A 15,201-nucleotide genomic window follows, 5' to 3' on the forward strand; every position below is an offset into this window, starting at 1 on the left:
CACTAAATTAAATTAACATATACGAAATGAAGACCATTATACAGATTGTACTTTGGGTTGGGTGTATCGCTTTAGGATACCTAATTTATAACTCCATTACTGGACCAATTAAGTTTAAGGAGGTAAAACAAGAACGTTATGCCCAGGTAGTAGCTAAATTAAAAGATATTAGAAATTCTCAAGAAGCGTACAAAACCGTTAATGGTAAATATGCGAATGACTTTAATAGTCTTATCCGTTTTATCGATACCGGTAAATATATAATTACACAGCAGAGAGATTCTTCCTTTATGGAATTTGATAAAACTTATCAAATTGATTTACTTAAGGAAGTAAAAATAATCGACACCTTAGGTTTTGTATCCGTTAAAGATTCTCTTTTTAAGACCGATAATAGATATAAGAGCTTAATGGATGTACCAACGGCACCAAACGGTGAAAAGTTTGAAATGAAAGCCGGCTACGTTGAAAAGAGTGGATACAAAGCTCCTGTATTTGAAGCTAAGGTTGACAAAGACGTAATTCTTTATGATCAACCAAAAGATCTTTTGACTCGTGAAAAAGCCGCAATTAGTGTTGAAGAGGTAAACGGACCATCTATTAAAGTTGGATCAATGGAAGAAGTAAGTACGAGCGGAAACTGGCCTCCTGTTTATGACAAGAAAAACGATCAATAACCGTACAGACATCGCGGATAAACATTTTAAGAAATTGTCCATTCAGGTTAGCTTGAATGGACTTTCTTTTTGTGTGGCAGACACTGTTACGCAGCATTTAATAATTTCCGATGCCGTCGTGTTTTCTGAAGAGATGAACCCTATGACCCTACAGGCAGAATTGGTGAAGCTTTTTAAAAAACACAATTTAGAGCAAATGGCGTTCGATGAAGTGATAACAGTACATAGAAATACGCTGTTTGGCTTGGTACCCAAATCACTGTTCAACGAAGATAACCTATTGGAATATTTAAAATTTAACACCAAGGTATTGGCCAATGACGTTCTTGCATATGATGAAGTTGAAAACCAAGACCTTATCATTGTTTACGTTCCTTACATGAATGTCAACAACTACATTTATGATCTATTTGGCGAATTTACCTATATGCACAACAGTACCGTTCTTTTACAATCCTTAATGAACAATCTTAACCAAGACCAAGAGCCCGTTTGCTATATTCATGTCAAAGAAGTACAGATGGATGTTACCGTACTGAACCAACGTAAGCTGATTCTTTATAATAGCTTTACCTATTCCACAAAAGAAGATTTTATTTATTATGTGCTTTTTGTACTGGAACAATTAAATCTAGACCCCAAAACTACCAATGTCAAGGTTTTTGGAACAATTGACCAAGATGACCCAATTTTTCAACTTTGCCATACCTATATTAAACATTTAAGCATCTTTACGCCAACAATACCATCATCTATAAATATGGAGAGCCCATTTACATCTACAATGGACTTTACTCTTATCAATACCTTATAATGCGCATCATCTCAGGAAAACATAAAGGGCGAAATTTGATCGCCCCAAAAAAGTTACCGGTAAGACCTACAAAGGATATGGCCAAAGAAAGCCTGTTCAACATTTTACATAATTCCTATTATTTTCCAGACCTTAAGGTGTTGGACCTATTTGCAGGGACAGGAAATATAAGCTATGAGTTTTCATCAAGGGGCGTTGAAGATATCCTCGCTATAGATGCACATGCAGGTTGCATAGACTTTATAGAAAAAACCGTTGACATGTTGGAGATGAACATTAGGACATTTAAAAGCGATGTTTTTGCTTTTCTTCAACGTAATACCGAGCAGTTCGATATAATTTTCTGTGACCCCTTTTACGATATGGATTTGGCCGATTTTGAAAAAATTCCGCAATTGGTATTTGAAAATAACCTTTTATTGGAGGGTGGCGTTTTAATCATTGAACATTCCAAACGTACCAGTCTGGACCATTTGCCCAATTATAGTAATTCACGAAAATATGGTGGTAGTGTTTTTAGCTTTTTTAAAGAACAATAGATGCGCTCATTGCGTCAACCCTATTCACAAGTTCTTTCCTTTTTCAATAGGGCCAGCTGAAAAATTGAAACTTTGTTGATTCCATAAAAAAAGCAGGCCATAAGCCGGATTCTGTTCGTTCTGAAACCAAATTCAGAATTGCCTTATCATTTATCTAGACCTTGGGTTGCCCCAAGGTTCTAACCGCCTACCCTTCGACTTGGGCGTGCAGCCCTCAAGCATCGATTTACATGACGTTTCACCGTATAGAGTTTACCTGGTTTCACTACAGCCTAACTGTACTTGCTTTCTGTTGCACTTGTCCTCACTTTTCAGTGGGCGGGCGTTACCCGCTATACTGCACTATGGTGTCCGGACTTTCCTCGTTTTATCCCAAATTAATGGGGATAATCCGCGATAAGGTGGCCTGCGTTGCGCAAATGTACTGCAATTGTTGATAACTAAGGATGATCTCCAGCCTTAATTCACTTTAGAATTAAGCACTATATTTATATTTGTAATAGCATAAATCATCGTATACTTTTGGAACCATTTATTGTATCGGCACGTAAATACAGACCTCAAACCTTTAAGGACGTTGTAGGGCAACAGGCCATTACCAATACATTGCAAAACGCCATTGACAAGAATCATTTGGCACAAGCTTTATTGTTCTGTGGGCCCAGAGGTGTTGGTAAGACCACTTGCGCACGAATATTGGCCAAACAAATTAACAGTGATGGTACCGAAGGTGAAGACGAAGATTTTGCCTTTAATATTTTTGAGTTGGATGCGGCCTCCAATAACTCGGTAGATGATATTAGAAACCTTATAGACCAAGTACGTATACCCCCACAGGTAGGTAAGTATAAAGTATATATTATAGATGAGGTACATATGTTGTCTCAATCTGCTTTCAACGCCTTCTTGAAAACCCTGGAAGAACCGCCAAAGCACGCCATATTTATTTTGGCCACCACTGAAAAACACAAGATTATACCAACGATACTTTCCAGATGTCAAATATTTGATTTCAAGAGAATTACCGTTAAAGATGCCGCTGAATATTTAAAATATATTGCGGAAAGCCAAGGCATCAATGCTGAGGAAGATGCCTTACATATCATTGCCCAAAAGGCAGATGGCGCCATGCGCGACGCGCTTTCAATTTTTGATAGGGTTGTCAGTTTTTCCGGTAGCGAACTAACACGTAAAGCGGTTACGGAGAATCTAAATGTTTTGGATTACGACACGTACTTTGAAGCTACCGATTTAATTTTAGAACATGACATCCCAAATCTATTGCTGCTGTTTAATAAAACTTTGTCCCTTGGATTTGACGGACATCACTTTATTGCCGGTTTAGCATCACATTTTAGAGATTTGATGGTTTGCCAGCATCCGGATACCATTACCCTTTTAGAGGTTGGCGAAGCTGCACAACAATTGTACAGGGAACAAAGTAAAAAAACCGCTCCCGCTTTTTTATTGCATGCCTTGACCATTGCAAATGATTGCGATTTAAAATACAAGACCAGTAAAAATCAGCGCCTTTTGGTGGAACTTACCCTAATGAAACTTGCCTCTATCGATTTTGATGGAGAAAAAAAAAATCCTGAATCGGTAGCTCTTGATAATACTACCATAGATTTTATTGCTCCATCCTCTTTTTACCAGCAATTTCCAAGGCCAAAAAAACATAAAGCAATAAAAGTCACGTCAAGTAGCGATAAGGAGGTCAACTATGAAACGCAACAGAAATCTCCTAACAACCCAAAACAGGAGCCGCAACAACTAGCTGGCGCAGAACATAAGACTGAACCCAATTTGCCAAAAGTACAGGAAGGTAAGGAAGAGGTTGTCTTACAACCCGAAACAAGCGTAAAGGAACCTGTACTTTTTAAAAGTACGCAAAGTGCTCAGGAGGAGCCAAAAATTGACAAAAGCACTACGGAGTCCAATGAATTGGTTCCCAAGAAAATCAATATCAATATTCCTAAAAAACGGGTATCCGGTTTATCTATTTCTAGCTTAAATGCCAAGAAATTACATGAACAGAACAAGGTTGAAGTGGTAATTGATGAAAACAACTTACCAAAAAATGCCTTTACCGAGGAAGAATTACGCAAACATTGGGCAGATTTTGTAGAGATTATTGATCGTAAAGGACAGAAAATTTTAGCTTCTAACCTCCATACCGATGTTCCTAAGCTTAAGGAGAATTTCATTATTCATATAGAACTTCCTAACGGAACCATGAAGAAGGAAATAGAGCGAGAACAATTTGAGTTAATGGAATATTTACGCACCAAGCTAAACAATCATTTTATAACTTTAGAAATCGGGGTCAATGAGGCATCCGCTAAAAAATTCGCCTTTACCCCAGAGGAAAAATATCAAAAATTACGTGAAAAAAATCCTGTCATTGATTTGCTAAGACAGGAATTTGACCTTGATCTATAAATTACTCTTTACGCGAAATCCAAAAATTAAAAAGACTACACCAATAATTAAAAGACCAAAGGCTTCCCTACCCAACTCAACGGTTTTTATATCACCATCATTCAAATCAAATCCTTGAAAATTAGATGGATACAAATACAAAAACCCTACACAACACAAAATTCCCATAAGAATAAGTGGCTTAAACCCAATTTTTTGTACGGCAAATGCCAAGGAAATTGCGGCGGCAATTACATAGATTGCTACCCAAAGTATAGCATCTGGGTCGTTATATTGCAAAATGGCACCAACAGCGAACAAAATAGCGAATACATAACCCAAAATCTTAAATAATACCTTCATACCATGTTAGTTTAAGAGGTGATCTTCAATAAGATCACGCACTTCTATTGCTGTAATACTTTCTTTCTTTACAGCCGTTTTATAATTGCTTATAAAAATTGGAAAATCCTCTTGATCTTCGGTTATTCTACCATGAGACCCTTTTATAAGTGTAGCATCTATAGGTATAATATCCATTACCGTTCTAAAGCCCAATTTCTTCTTTAACAGCTTACCTACAACTTTTGCCATAACCAATTTATCCTTGGGATCCGTTAACATTTCCACAGGATCATAACCAGGTTTTTTATGGATATCTACCATTCTGGCATAATCCGGAGCTTTAGCATCATCTAGCCAAAAATAATACGTGAACCAAGAATTATTATCGGCTACCACTACAATATCCCCGCATCTTTCGTGTGCAATATGATATTCATCTAACGCTGCTCCATATAGCACTTTCTCCACACCTTCTAAAGGTGTAATCAAATCTACTATTTTTTGAATACTCTCTAAATGCTTGCAATAAATATGCGCAATTTGATGGTCTGCAACTGCAAATGCATTACTTGCACCAGCATCCAAAAGTTCCAATCCACGCTCCTCTCTTATGGCCAAATATCCGGCTTTGCGAAGTACCCTGTTAAGATGTATTGGCCTGTTTACATTTGTAATTCCATATTCCGACAATATGATTACATTGGCGCCAAGTGCTTCATAATGCAGCACCACATCTTTAACGACGGTATCTATTTCCAACAAATCCTTTGCAATTATGGAAAAATCAAGCCCGTAACGTTGTAAATTATAATCTAAATGTGGTAAATAAATAAAGGTTAGGTCCGGATTATGCTCTTTATCCGTCAATAAGGCCGCATTGGCAATCCATTTAGAAGAATTGATCGTAGTTTTAGGTCCCCAAAACTCAAACAATGGAAATGTGCCAAGTGTAGCCTGCATTTTGTCCCTTAATGCAGCAGGATGCGAATAAATATCTGGAATCTTTCTGCCATCTGCCAAATAATTAGGTCTTGGGGTTATACTAAAGTCAACATTAGAATACATATTGTACCACCAAAAATGATTGGCACACGTAAAATCTGGGTGCTTTGCCTTTAAATCGTCCCAAATTTTATTTTGCTGTACCAATTTATTGGATTGCCGCCAAAACTTTACTTCACATTCATCTTTAAAATACCACCCATTTCCCACAACTCCATGTTCTGAAGGCCATTTTCCGGTTACATACGTAGATTGCACCGAGCAAGTAACCGCTGGTAAAATTGGCTGTATATACGATGCGCTCCCTCTTTCTAGAAACGACTTAATAAATGGTGTGTGTTCCCCTATTAATCTTTTTGTTAACCCAACTACATTTACAACTACCGTTTTGTTCATTTTATAGGCGTGATTTTAACCATTCTATTTCTCTAATAATGGATACCGATAAATCTTGTTTTAAATCCTGAGGAAGTACGTCCCAAGTATATGTTTCTATTTCTAAATGTTCTGTAACAGGATTATCACTTATATAATCTAACGCTTTTAGTATATGGTCTTGAGTGGAATATAACGCCCCGTACGTTTCTAAAAATAAAGGTACATGGTAATGCGCTCGTAATTCTTGATGTTCCTCTCTTTTGTCCAAAACTTCAGGGAGATCACTATAGGTTTTTACCCTATCATCCATTTTTTCCGTTACTTGATGCAGGTATGTAGGCTCGTTAAATTTTGAAAGTTCGCTCCAAATTGCTTCATTATTTTCACCATCAAATAGTATTTTCAATGCGGCACTTACTTGTATTTTACCAATTCTAATCTGCTGGTCCCTAAACTTGGAAAAAGTATCTTTTGGTTCTTCATATGCCAATGAAAAATGGCAAATATCGTAACAAACAGTTATATATCTTTTGATAAGCAAAGCGGCCTCAGCATCACTCAAGCCTAATTTTGCCTTAAAGAAGGGAATTCCTATTGGAAGTAAATACGTGGAAAAGAAATGTAAAACTTCATCGCTATTTTCCAAAAGTCCGTCCGGTTCCGGTTCAATATCCAAATGCATATATTTACCTGTAGTTTTTTCAAGGTCTAGTAAATAATCAGCTATCTGAATCATGTGCTTTGCACCCGTCTCATAAGCATTAACGGTGTCCTCATCCGTCTTATGCCAGTATTTATAGGTAATAGGAGAAGTAGATATTCCTCCATTTAAACCATTGGGCAATAAAACCGATAATTGTTTGAACATCCGTTTGGTATAAATTACCCGTTCATTGGTGGTCCAATCCGGAGCATGCACCAAATCCTTAACGCGTTCATCATGAAAATTATCATAAGGAAACCCGTTCATGGTAAAGACATACACCTCGTTCTTATCTAACCATTCTTGAAAAATGGCCATATTATTACCATTTTCAAGCTCTTCACTTGCTTTATTCGATAATCTGAGCCCAAGACCAAAAGGTTTTGTGGCCGAAACTTGCTTCTTAATTACAGGCACATGTACTTGAATACTGTTGAAAGTACTTTCCCAATCTTGGCCTGGATGAATATTTGTACAATATGTTAAGTGAAGGTCATTTTTTACCAGCATGCTTCTAGTTTAATGCAAATTGATGATTTAACTTTTCAATAGCCTGTTTCATTAGCGCTACATCTATGGTGTGTACGTCATGCTTAATTCCTAACCCTGCGATAAGGGTAATAGTAAGCTCTCCTCCCAAATGCTCTCTAAACTCTTCTATACCGCGAAGTAATGACTCTATCTTATTGGATGATTTAACGGGAAGCGATAGATCAAACCCTATAGCGACCATGACATCTAAGATGTGCTGTAAATCTTCTTCTGAAATTAGACCGGTTAGCCTGGCGTAGGTAACATCTAATGCGATGCCTTTTGCTACAGCCTCACCGTGCCTTAATTCATAATTGGTCATAAACTCCATCTTATGGGCAGCCCAATGCCCAAAATCCAACGGTCTAGAAGAGCCGGACTCAAAAGGGTCACCACCTTGTGCAATGTGCTCCATATGCATTTCGGCACATTTGTAGATTACATATTGCATGGGCTCCATGTCCCTATTCTTTAAAGCAACTGCGTGCTCTGCAATGTATTTAAAAAAAGATTTGTCCTTTATCAATGCCACTTTAATGGCTTCTGAAATACCGGAAATCCAATCTCTTTGTTCTAAAGTTTTAAGAAAACTACTATCACTGATTATAGCGAACGGCGGAGCAAATGTTCCCAAGAAATTTTTTTTCTTAAATGCGTTTACACTGTTCTTTACCCCAACGGCAGAATCGTTCTGGGAAAGCACAGTAGTAGGTATGCGTATTAACTTTACGCCTCTATGTGCAATTGCCGCTGCATAACCTACCATGTCAATTACGGCACCGCCCCCAATGGCTATTACAAAAGAATGACGACAAATCTTGTTTGTATTTATACCATGTAAAACAGCATCTATAGATTCATTACCGTTCTTGACCTGCTCTCCGCCTGGTACCACAATGCTATTTGTAAACTTCATTACATTGGCATTTGCTTTACAATATGCTCCTATTTGGGCAACTAAACTTGGATGATGGTTTTCAACACCGTTATCTATGACGAAAAATAATTTAACCGGTTCAAAGGTTTTATAATCTGAAATGAGCTTTGTGAACAAGGTATTTTCCCTATTAAAAAGCCCTGTAGTGAAGTAGAGTTGATATTCATACGCTACTTTAAAAGATTGTTTTATAGATGGTAATTGCATAGAAAATTTAGGTTACTGCAAATAATTTTGATAATAACATTGATAAAGGCAAAAGCAACAAAACGGCCAACGCCAGCTGCCAATTGGCAAAACCGGCAACCCAACAAGCATTCATTATAATTAACGACAATACCCCTGCCGTTACCGCTTTTTTAATGTTTTTTGGCGAATTGTCCTTGTAAGCTTTAATCAGTGGTTTAATGGTAAAAAATGCAAACGCCAATAAAAAGGGTGCCAACACCAACATATTATCCGTTTTTACTACTGTAATTAACGCTATGAATAGGATGACTATTGTATACAAAATACCTGCCCAAACAATATGCTTTTTATTATCCCCATGAACCTCACCTCTACTGATTAAGGTAATGGCAAAAATATATACGACCGGGACCAAGGAAATATACCAATGCGTAAGACTTCCTAAAATAGACATGCCCATTAAAAGGTTTAAACCGCGGCAAATACCCATATTTAAAGGACCAGCAAAACCAAACTGCTTAAAATAACCGTCATACGTTAAAATAGCCGTCGTTAATACCACAGATATTATTCCTGATAATACGGTACAATTAAATGCCAAGGCAATACCTGTCAACATTAAAGCGGTTCCAAAATAAATGGCGTTTCGTTTAGGTACGCGTCCGCTTGGTATGGCTCTTTCAGGTCTTTCCAGAGCATCTAATTCAGCATCAAAAACATCGTTAAATACTACTCCGCCCGCATACAAAGCAACAGATGAAAATACCACTAAAAGTATATCACTGCCGTTCTGGGTAAAAAATGAAAGAACTTCAATATTCCGTAGGTATAAAATAATAGCAATACCCGCAAATATATCAGCCGCCGCCGTTGGTAAGTTTGCAGGCCGCATTAGCTCTAAATAGCCCTTTAAAGCACTACTCATTAGTGAATTTTATCAGTTTTTTCAATTTTAGGATCTTGCCCTCTTAAAACACTATTATTATTATATAATTCAGTTTGGTCAATCCCCTTGGCATTCATCCAATCAGATTCCTTCATTTTTCCATTTTTACCAAAAGCGTCTAAAGCATTTTGATAACAGGTTTTTTTCACATGTTCCTCTGAAATACCGTTTTTTAGCATTAAGGATGCGGTTTTTGGTACTGCAAGCGGATCACTTACGCCCCAATCCGCAGAACTATCAACTATAATATCTGTACTACCATATTTCTTTACCACTTCAACCATTCTCTCGTTTCCCATTTTGGTATTTGGATAAATGGTGAACGCAGCAATAAATCCTCTGTTCAATACTTCTTCTACCGTTTCTTCATTATTATGGTCTATTATAACCCTTTTAGGGTCTAAACCATGCTCTAAACACACCTCCATACTTCTGATCGTGCCCGCTTTTTTATCCCTATGCGGAGTATGTACTTGCACCACCATATCCAATTCCTTTGCCAATTCTAATTGTATTCTAAAGTATTTGTCTTCAGCGGCAGTTTGGTCGTCATATCCAATTTCCCCAATAGCAACAACATTCTCCTTATGAACATATAATGGCAAAAGTTCAATTACCTGTTCCGCTAAGGCCTCATTATTGGCCTCCTTAGAATTCAATCCTATTGTACAGTAATGTTGTATTCCAAATTGGCTGGCCCTAAATGGCTCCCATCCCACTAAACTACTGTAGTAATCTTGAAAAGACCCTACTTTAGTCCGTGGTTGGCCTAACCAAAACGAAGGTTCAATAAGCGCTACAATACCTGCTTTGGCCATTGCCTCATAATCATCTGTAGTTCTTGACGTCATATGAACATGAGGGTCAATAAACATCATTTTATCTTTCATCCTATTTTATTGTTTTAGGGTATTCCAACTAATATTATTTGTTTCCACTTCTTCTTTGGCCTTTGGATAATTGTTCAATAATTCCAAAGCCTTATGATTCCCAGAATGTATGCAACATAAAACCGCTGCCCTATTTTCCCAAACATCATCACTTTCAAAGAGGCGTTGTATATCATGTAATAAAGTTTCATTTAAAAATGTAGTAACCGGTCTCCAAAATAACGGATCAACTTTTCGTTTAGCTGCCCAGCGTTCATGGGCATAATCCGATATAATTCTTGCCAAATCCTTATTTGCGCGTTGATCGATCGATTCTATTTTTCCCAAATCACGCTCCATAAAGGCAGCCTTTAAATACATTTGATTCCACTGTTGCTCATCAAAATAGGTCGCAGGATATGGATTATTCAATGCAATGGCATCAAACACAGTTGCAATATTAGTACGTAAAGCCTCTACTGCAGTATTTTTATAGGCCTTAGGATTAGGCAATAATACCAAGTATTTTAAAAAAGTCTCTAATTCACCAGTATCCGCCACTTCTACAATAGTGGCCACCTTGGGGGTATAAAAATCCAGATCCTGCTCTAGGACCGCAGAGAGCAAATATATACGGGCAATCTGCAATAAACTTGCGTAATGTGTCCTAAAATAATTGACAGTATCATTTTTTTCCCCTTCAAAATTTACAGGTTCAGAACCATCAAATTTTACGTTTGAAATGCTATAAGCCATAAACAAATCTTTAGAAGATCTGTCAGCTGATATCTTTAAGATTTTATCGTTTAGCCACGTAATACTTTCTGGCTCCCCATATTTCAACAATATATCCTGAATCTCTTTTTGATCATGCATTTTCTTACTGAATTCTCTTTACCTCAAAAATAATTATTATTAACTAGTAAGTTGTTAAAGCTATTTGAATATAATTGGTGAAGTCGATAAAATCTTTCTAATTTTGAATAAAATGAAGGTATGTTAGGCTTAAAATTACCCACGGACCCAAGATGGGTGAATATTGTAGAAAAAAATATTGACGAAATCCTTACCGATCACGCCTATTGTGAACAGAAAGCTGCCAGTACGGCTATATCACTAATCGTCAGTTTTCCTGAATATACAGAACTTGTTGAGGAAATGATAGCGTTATCCAGGGAAGAAATGGGTCATTTTAAAATGGTACACGACCTTATCTTGCAACGAGGCAAAACCTTGGGCAGGGACCGTAAGGATGAATATGTCATTGAATTGCTAAAATTTTTTCCCAAAGGAGGAAGCAGGACCACCCAATTGGTGCATAGACTATTATACGCCGCTCTTATCGAAGCACGCAGCTGTGAACGTTTTAGGTTACTTTCTGAAGAACTGGTGGATAAAAAACTAGCCGACTTTTACTATAAATTAATGGTTAGCGAAGCCGGTCATTATACCATGTTCCTAAAATTTGCCCGTAAATACGGCCAATTGGAAGAGGTCAATACCAAATGGAACAATCTTTTGGAATATGAAGCCCAAATCATGAAAGACCTAGGCACCAAAGAATCTATCCACGGATAATATTATTCTTTATCTTTTTTCAGGTTTTTTGCATAATATTCATAAGTAGCAAACTGTGACCTAACTTTAGGCGGTTTGGTCTTACGATAGGCATTATCCTGCTTTTCAGAAAAAATACGTGCCTTCATATTATCTTTCCAACAGATTTCAAAGGTATCCATCAACTCTTTTTTAATATCCTCATCATATATAGGACAACCAACCTCAACCCTATAATCCAGGTTTCTTGTCATCCAATCTGCAGAAGAGATGTAAACTTTTGGATTTCCTCCATTGGCAAATGCAAATAGTCTGGTATGCTCCAAAAATTTATCGACTACACTAATGGCTTCTATGTTTTCGCTCATACCCTTAATTCCTGGTACTAAGCAACATATACCTCTTATAATCAACTGGATCTTTACCCCCGCCCTACTTGCTTCATAAAGTTTGTCGACCATTTTATAAGAAGTAAAACTGTTCATTTTTATCTTTATATAGGCCTCTTTGCCCAAGATAGCATTGGCAATTTCCACATCTATAAGTTTCATAAACGCATTTTTTGTATAGTGGGGCGAAACTATTAAATGCTTGTACTTATTGATTTTATATGTAGTTTCAAAAAAGTCGAACACTTTGTTCAATTCCTTTAATATGGGATCATGGGCGGTAAACAAGGTATAATCCGTGTAGATTCTGGCTGTGGACTCATTAAAGTTTCCGGTGCTTATAAAACCGTACCTTTTAATGATATCACCTTCCTCACGCTCTATAAGACAAATTTTACTATGGACCTTTAAACCTGGCACACCAAAAATAAGCTTAACACCTTCTGCTTGAAGCTGTTCTGCATATTCTATATTTGCTTGTTCATCAAATCTGGCCTGTAACTCTATCTGTACGGTTACCTGCTTTCCATTTTTAACGGCATTGATCAAAGAGGCTGCAACTTGTGAATTGCTTGCCAATCTATACACAGTTATTTTTATGGATCTAACCTTAGGGTCCAAGGCAGCTTCACGCAAAAATTTCAATATATAGGTAAACGTATGGTAGGGAGTATACTGTAGGTAATCCTTTTTAGCAATACTTTCCAAAATACTACCTTCTACACTTAAGCCTTTTACCGGCAATGGAGTAATCTTATCATACAACAGATCCTTTCTGCCTAAACTAGGAAAGCCCATATAATCCCTTCGGTTATGATATCTACCACCGGGTATAACACTGTCGGTATCCTCAATATTCATTTTCTCCTTTAAGAATGTCAAAGTATCCTTTTCTATACTTTTATCATATACAAAACGAACAGGATCACCTATTTTCCTATGCTCTACACTGGAGGATATTTTTTCGATAAAACTTTTACTCAGGTCATTGTCCATATCCAACTCGGCATCCCTGGTTATTTTGATCATATGTGCGGTGATGGAATCATACTCAAACATGGTAAAGATATTATCCAAACAATATCTGATCATATCATCCAGAATAATGATATAGCTTTTGCCGTTTTCTTCCGGAAGGGCCACAAAACGGTCTATACCTTTTGGTATTTCAATTAAAGCATAGCGCTTTTCCTTTTTTCGCTGATCACCTTTTATGACCATTTTTACGGCCAAATATGCCGCAGTATCCTTTAATGTAGGAAACTGGGTAAGATCATTTAAAATAATGGTCATGAGCTGCGGACTTACTTCCTTTAAGAAATAGGCCTTAACGAATTCCTTTTGGCGTTCGTTCAACTCGGTTTCCTTTAAAATAAATATATTTTTTGCCTCTAGTTCATGTTCTATCTGTTTAAGAATCTCCAAACTTTTGGTCTGCTGATCAATTACAATTTTGGTGATTTCTTCCAAAAGATCTTTAGCCTTCTCTCCCCCCAAAACACTTTTACCATTTCTGCCCGCCTCTACTATACGTTTAACGGTAGCATACCTTACCTTAAAAAATTCATCCAAATTATTGGAGAAGATTCCTAAAAATCGGAGTCGTTCAATCAACGGTACATTTTTATCGGCACTTTCCTGTAAAACCCTTTCGTTGAACCACAGCCAGCTAATCTCTCTATTTACATATTGGTTATTGTTTCTTACCATGCCTTTAATTGCTTTGGAAAAATAGTTTGTATTGTAGCGCCTTGGGTAATTGCCGCCCAAGAACTTTCTTTAAATTGTATATGTACAAATCCACTAGTGGGCACATTTTCCAGATGTTTGTCCCCAAATAGATTTGCCAAGTAAGTAAATGCGTGGTTATGGCCAAAAATTAAAACAGTCTCCAAAGCGTTATCCAAATGCCTGATTACATTGATAACCCTTTCTCCCGAAAAATCATAAAGATCATTAACTATGCTAAAATCCTTTAGGGAAAGGCCCATTTCACCAATACATATCATGCACGTATGTAAGGCCCTATTGGCGGGGCTGGAGTAAACATGATCTATGCTATAATTATGTTTTGCCAATTCTTTACCTACCAGATGTGCATCTGTTATTCCCCTTTGGCCAAGTGGCCTGTCCTGATCGCCAACGTTCAGTTCCCATGATGACTTCCCATGACGCATTAATAATAAATTTTTCATGATCGCTACTTCCGTTTTATGGTGCCAACCGTTCCATTTTCCAATCTACACCATTGATAAGCGAATATCTAATACGATCGTGCAACCTATTGGGCCTACCTTGCCAAAATTCAATGGATACCGGTCTTACCAAATAACCACCCCAATGCTCTGGCCTAGAAATTTCCTTACCGGCATATTCCTTTTCCAGTTCCTGTAATTTACTTTCCAATACTTCTCTTGAAGTTATCACCGAACTTTGATCCGAAACCAAAGCCCCCAACTTACTACCATCCGGTCTAGATTCAAAATAACCATCAGATAAGTTTTTGGCCAATTTTTCAGCATTTCCCTTAATGATAACCTGGCGTTCTAAATTTGGCCAAAAAAAGGAAATACACACCTTGGAATTTTCTTGTATGGCCTTCCCCTTTTCACTATTGTAATTAGTATAAAAAACAAACCCTTCATGTGTATATTTTTTGAGAAGCACTACCCTACTTTTTGGAAAACCGTCCAAACCAACCGTAGATACGGTCATGGCATTTGGTTCATCTATTCCGTTAGATTCTTCAACCTCATAAAACCAAGTTTGAAACAATTGCATTGGATTATCGGAAATATAATCTTCCAATAGGGCACTTTTTTCATATGTTTTTCTATATCCGCTTAAGTCTTTCTGCATTATTTTCTTCTTAAAAACAAGATAAACAAAGTTCTAAAAAGAAAA

At 37.2% G+C, this 15,201-nt stretch carries 15 protein-coding genes and 1 other RNA gene; 5 read left to right on the top strand and 11 right to left on the bottom strand.

Annotated elements, in window-relative coordinates; translation table 11 throughout:
* The first annotated feature begins 26 nt into the window (after nucleotides 1-26).
* Genes JM81_RS05830 through JM81_RS05840 form a run of 3 tightly spaced genes read left to right on the top strand, consistent with a single transcriptional unit; the run spans nucleotide 27 to nucleotide 2,030 of the window.
* Complete coding sequence (locus tag JM81_RS05830; protein WP_089259822.1) at nucleotides 27-677, top strand: hypothetical protein; 651 nt, start codon at nucleotides 27-29, stop codon at nucleotides 675-677.
* Nucleotides 655-1,491 (top strand): DUF3822 family protein, encoded by an 837-nt coding sequence (locus tag JM81_RS05835; RefSeq protein ID WP_144801324.1) that lies wholly within the window; start codon nucleotides 655-657, stop codon nucleotides 1,489-1,491. The genes JM81_RS05830 and JM81_RS05835 overlap by 23 nt, the downstream gene beginning before the upstream one ends.
* Nucleotides 1,491-2,030, top strand: coding sequence for an RsmD family RNA methyltransferase (locus tag JM81_RS05840; RefSeq protein WP_144801326.1), 540 nt, complete (start codon nucleotides 1,491-1,493; stop codon nucleotides 2,028-2,030). Before JM81_RS05835 ends, JM81_RS05840 begins: the two co-directional genes overlap by 1 nt.
* A gap of 85 nt (nucleotides 2,031-2,115) precedes the next feature.
* Here JM81_RS05840 and rnpB read toward each other — a convergent pair.
* Nucleotides 2,116-2,443, bottom strand: an RNA gene (rnpB, locus tag JM81_RS05845) — RNase P RNA component class A.
* A gap of 109 nt (nucleotides 2,444-2,552) precedes the next feature.
* On the opposite strand from rnpB, the gene JM81_RS05850 reads away from it, so the two are divergent.
* On the top strand, nucleotides 2,553-4,472 hold the full coding sequence (locus JM81_RS05850) for a DNA polymerase III subunit gamma/tau (RefSeq protein WP_144801328.1): 1,920 nt from the start codon (nucleotides 2,553-2,555) through the stop codon (nucleotides 4,470-4,472).
* On the opposite strand, the gene JM81_RS05855 is transcribed toward JM81_RS05850, so the two are convergent.
* From JM81_RS05855 to JM81_RS05885, 7 genes are read right to left on the bottom strand one after another with little or no spacing between them, the layout of a single operon-like run.
* Nucleotides 4,467-4,814 carry a transmembrane 220 family protein gene (locus JM81_RS05855; protein ID WP_144801330.1) on the bottom strand — a complete coding sequence of 116 codons (348 nt, stop codon included), beginning with the start codon at nucleotides 4,812-4,814 and terminating at the stop codon, nucleotides 4,467-4,469. The genes JM81_RS05850 and JM81_RS05855 overlap by 6 nt on opposite strands.
* Nucleotides 4,815-4,820: 6 nt before the next feature.
* Nucleotides 4,821-6,194, bottom strand: coding sequence for an alkaline phosphatase family protein (locus JM81_RS05860; protein WP_144801332.1), 1,374 nt, complete (start codon nucleotides 6,192-6,194; stop codon nucleotides 4,821-4,823).
* A gap of 1 nt (nucleotide 6,195) precedes the next feature.
* The gene (gene eboE, locus JM81_RS05865) at nucleotides 6,196-7,389 is read right to left on the bottom strand and encodes a metabolite traffic protein EboE (protein ID WP_144801334.1); all 1,194 of its coding nucleotides are present in this window, start codon (nucleotides 7,387-7,389) and stop codon (nucleotides 6,196-6,198) included.
* Nucleotides 7,390-7,393: 4 nt separating this feature from the next.
* A complete protein-coding gene (locus tag JM81_RS05870; RefSeq protein WP_144801336.1) occupies nucleotides 7,394-8,554 on the bottom strand; it encodes a 3-dehydroquinate synthase in 1,161 nt (386 codons plus the stop codon).
* 7 nt (nucleotides 8,555-8,561) lie between these two features.
* Nucleotides 8,562-9,461, bottom strand: coding sequence for a UbiA-like protein EboC (gene eboC / locus JM81_RS05875; RefSeq protein ID WP_144801338.1), 900 nt, complete (start codon nucleotides 9,459-9,461; stop codon nucleotides 8,562-8,564).
* Nucleotides 9,461-10,372 carry a TatD family hydrolase gene (locus tag JM81_RS05880; RefSeq protein ID WP_144801340.1) on the bottom strand — a complete coding sequence of 304 codons (912 nt, stop codon included), beginning with the start codon at nucleotides 10,370-10,372 and terminating at the stop codon, nucleotides 9,461-9,463. Before JM81_RS05880 ends, eboC begins: the two co-directional genes overlap by 1 nt.
* Before the next feature lie 6 nt (nucleotides 10,373-10,378).
* A complete protein-coding gene (locus JM81_RS05885; protein ID WP_144801342.1) occupies nucleotides 10,379-11,227 on the bottom strand; it encodes an EboA domain-containing protein in 849 nt (282 codons plus the stop codon).
* Nucleotides 11,228-11,347: 120 nt separating this feature from the next.
* Here JM81_RS05885 and JM81_RS05890 point away from each other — a divergent pair, with 120 nt between their 5' ends.
* The gene (locus tag JM81_RS05890; protein WP_144801344.1) at nucleotides 11,348-11,929 is read left to right on the top strand and encodes a tRNA-(ms[2]io[6]A)-hydroxylase; all 582 of its coding nucleotides are present in this window, start codon (nucleotides 11,348-11,350) and stop codon (nucleotides 11,927-11,929) included.
* 2 nt (nucleotides 11,930-11,931) lie between these two features.
* On the opposite strand, the gene ppk1 is transcribed toward JM81_RS05890, so the two are convergent.
* From ppk1 to pdxH, 3 genes are read right to left on the bottom strand one after another with little or no spacing between them, the layout of a single operon-like run.
* Nucleotides 11,932-14,007 (bottom strand): polyphosphate kinase 1, encoded by a 2,076-nt coding sequence (ppk1, locus tag JM81_RS05895; protein ID WP_144801345.1) that lies wholly within the window; start codon nucleotides 14,005-14,007, stop codon nucleotides 11,932-11,934.
* Nucleotides 14,001-14,492, bottom strand: coding sequence for a SixA phosphatase family protein (locus tag JM81_RS05900; RefSeq protein WP_144801347.1), 492 nt, complete (start codon nucleotides 14,490-14,492; stop codon nucleotides 14,001-14,003). Before JM81_RS05900 ends, ppk1 begins: the two co-directional genes overlap by 7 nt.
* 16 nt (nucleotides 14,493-14,508) lie before the next feature.
* Nucleotides 14,509-15,156, bottom strand: a complete 648-nt coding sequence (gene pdxH / locus JM81_RS05905) for a pyridoxamine 5'-phosphate oxidase (RefSeq protein ID WP_089259808.1) — start codon at nucleotides 15,154-15,156, stop codon at nucleotides 14,509-14,511.
* Between the last annotated feature and the right edge of the window lie 45 nt (nucleotides 15,157-15,201).

Origin of the sequence: Maribacter sp. MAR_2009_72 (genome assembly GCF_007827235.1) — a bacterium.
GTDB lineage: Bacteria > Bacteroidota > Bacteroidia > Flavobacteriales > Flavobacteriaceae > Maribacter > Maribacter sedimenticola.

What these genes read in the sequence shown, in the direction of transcription:
- eboE (WP_144801334.1), bottom strand. Translation starts at nt 7,389, where the DNA reads ATGCTGGTAAAAAATGACCTTCACTTAACATATTGTACAAATATTCAT.
- JM81_RS05880 (WP_144801340.1), bottom strand. Translation starts at nt 10,372, where the DNA reads ATGAAAGATAAAATGATGTTTATTGACCCTCATGTTCATATGACGTCA.
- JM81_RS05890 (WP_144801344.1), top strand. Translation starts at nt 11,348, where the DNA reads ATGTTAGGCTTAAAATTACCCACGGACCCAAGATGGGTGAATATTGTA.
- JM81_RS05855 (WP_144801330.1), bottom strand. Translation starts at nt 4,814, where the DNA reads ATGAAGGTATTATTTAAGATTTTGGGTTATGTATTCGCTATTTTGTTC.
- JM81_RS05830 (WP_089259822.1), top strand. Translation starts at nt 27, where the DNA reads ATGAAGACCATTATACAGATTGTACTTTGGGTTGGGTGTATCGCTTTA.
- JM81_RS05835 (WP_144801324.1), top strand. Translation starts at nt 655, where the DNA reads ATGACAAGAAAAACGATCAATAACCGTACAGACATCGCGGATAAACAT.
- eboC (WP_144801338.1), bottom strand. Translation starts at nt 9,461, where the DNA reads ATGAGTAGTGCTTTAAAGGGCTATTTAGAGCTAATGCGGCCTGCAAAC.
- JM81_RS05870 (WP_144801336.1), bottom strand. Translation starts at nt 8,554, where the DNA reads ATGCAATTACCATCTATAAAACAATCTTTTAAAGTAGCGTATGAATAT.
- JM81_RS05860 (WP_144801332.1), bottom strand. Translation starts at nt 6,194, where the DNA reads ATGAACAAAACGGTAGTTGTAAATGTAGTTGGGTTAACAAAAAGATTA.
- pdxH (WP_089259808.1), bottom strand. Translation starts at nt 15,156, where the DNA reads ATGCAGAAAGACTTAAGCGGATATAGAAAAACATATGAAAAAAGTGCC.
- ppk1 (WP_144801345.1), bottom strand. Translation starts at nt 14,007, where the DNA reads ATGGTAAGAAACAATAACCAATATGTAAATAGAGAGATTAGCTGGCTG.
- JM81_RS05900 (WP_144801347.1), bottom strand. Translation starts at nt 14,492, where the DNA reads ATGAAAAATTTATTATTAATGCGTCATGGGAAGTCATCATGGGAACTG.
- JM81_RS05885 (WP_144801342.1), bottom strand. Translation starts at nt 11,227, where the DNA reads ATGCATGATCAAAAAGAGATTCAGGATATATTGTTGAAATATGGGGAG.
- JM81_RS05840 (WP_144801326.1), top strand. Translation starts at nt 1,491, where the DNA reads ATGCGCATCATCTCAGGAAAACATAAAGGGCGAAATTTGATCGCCCCA.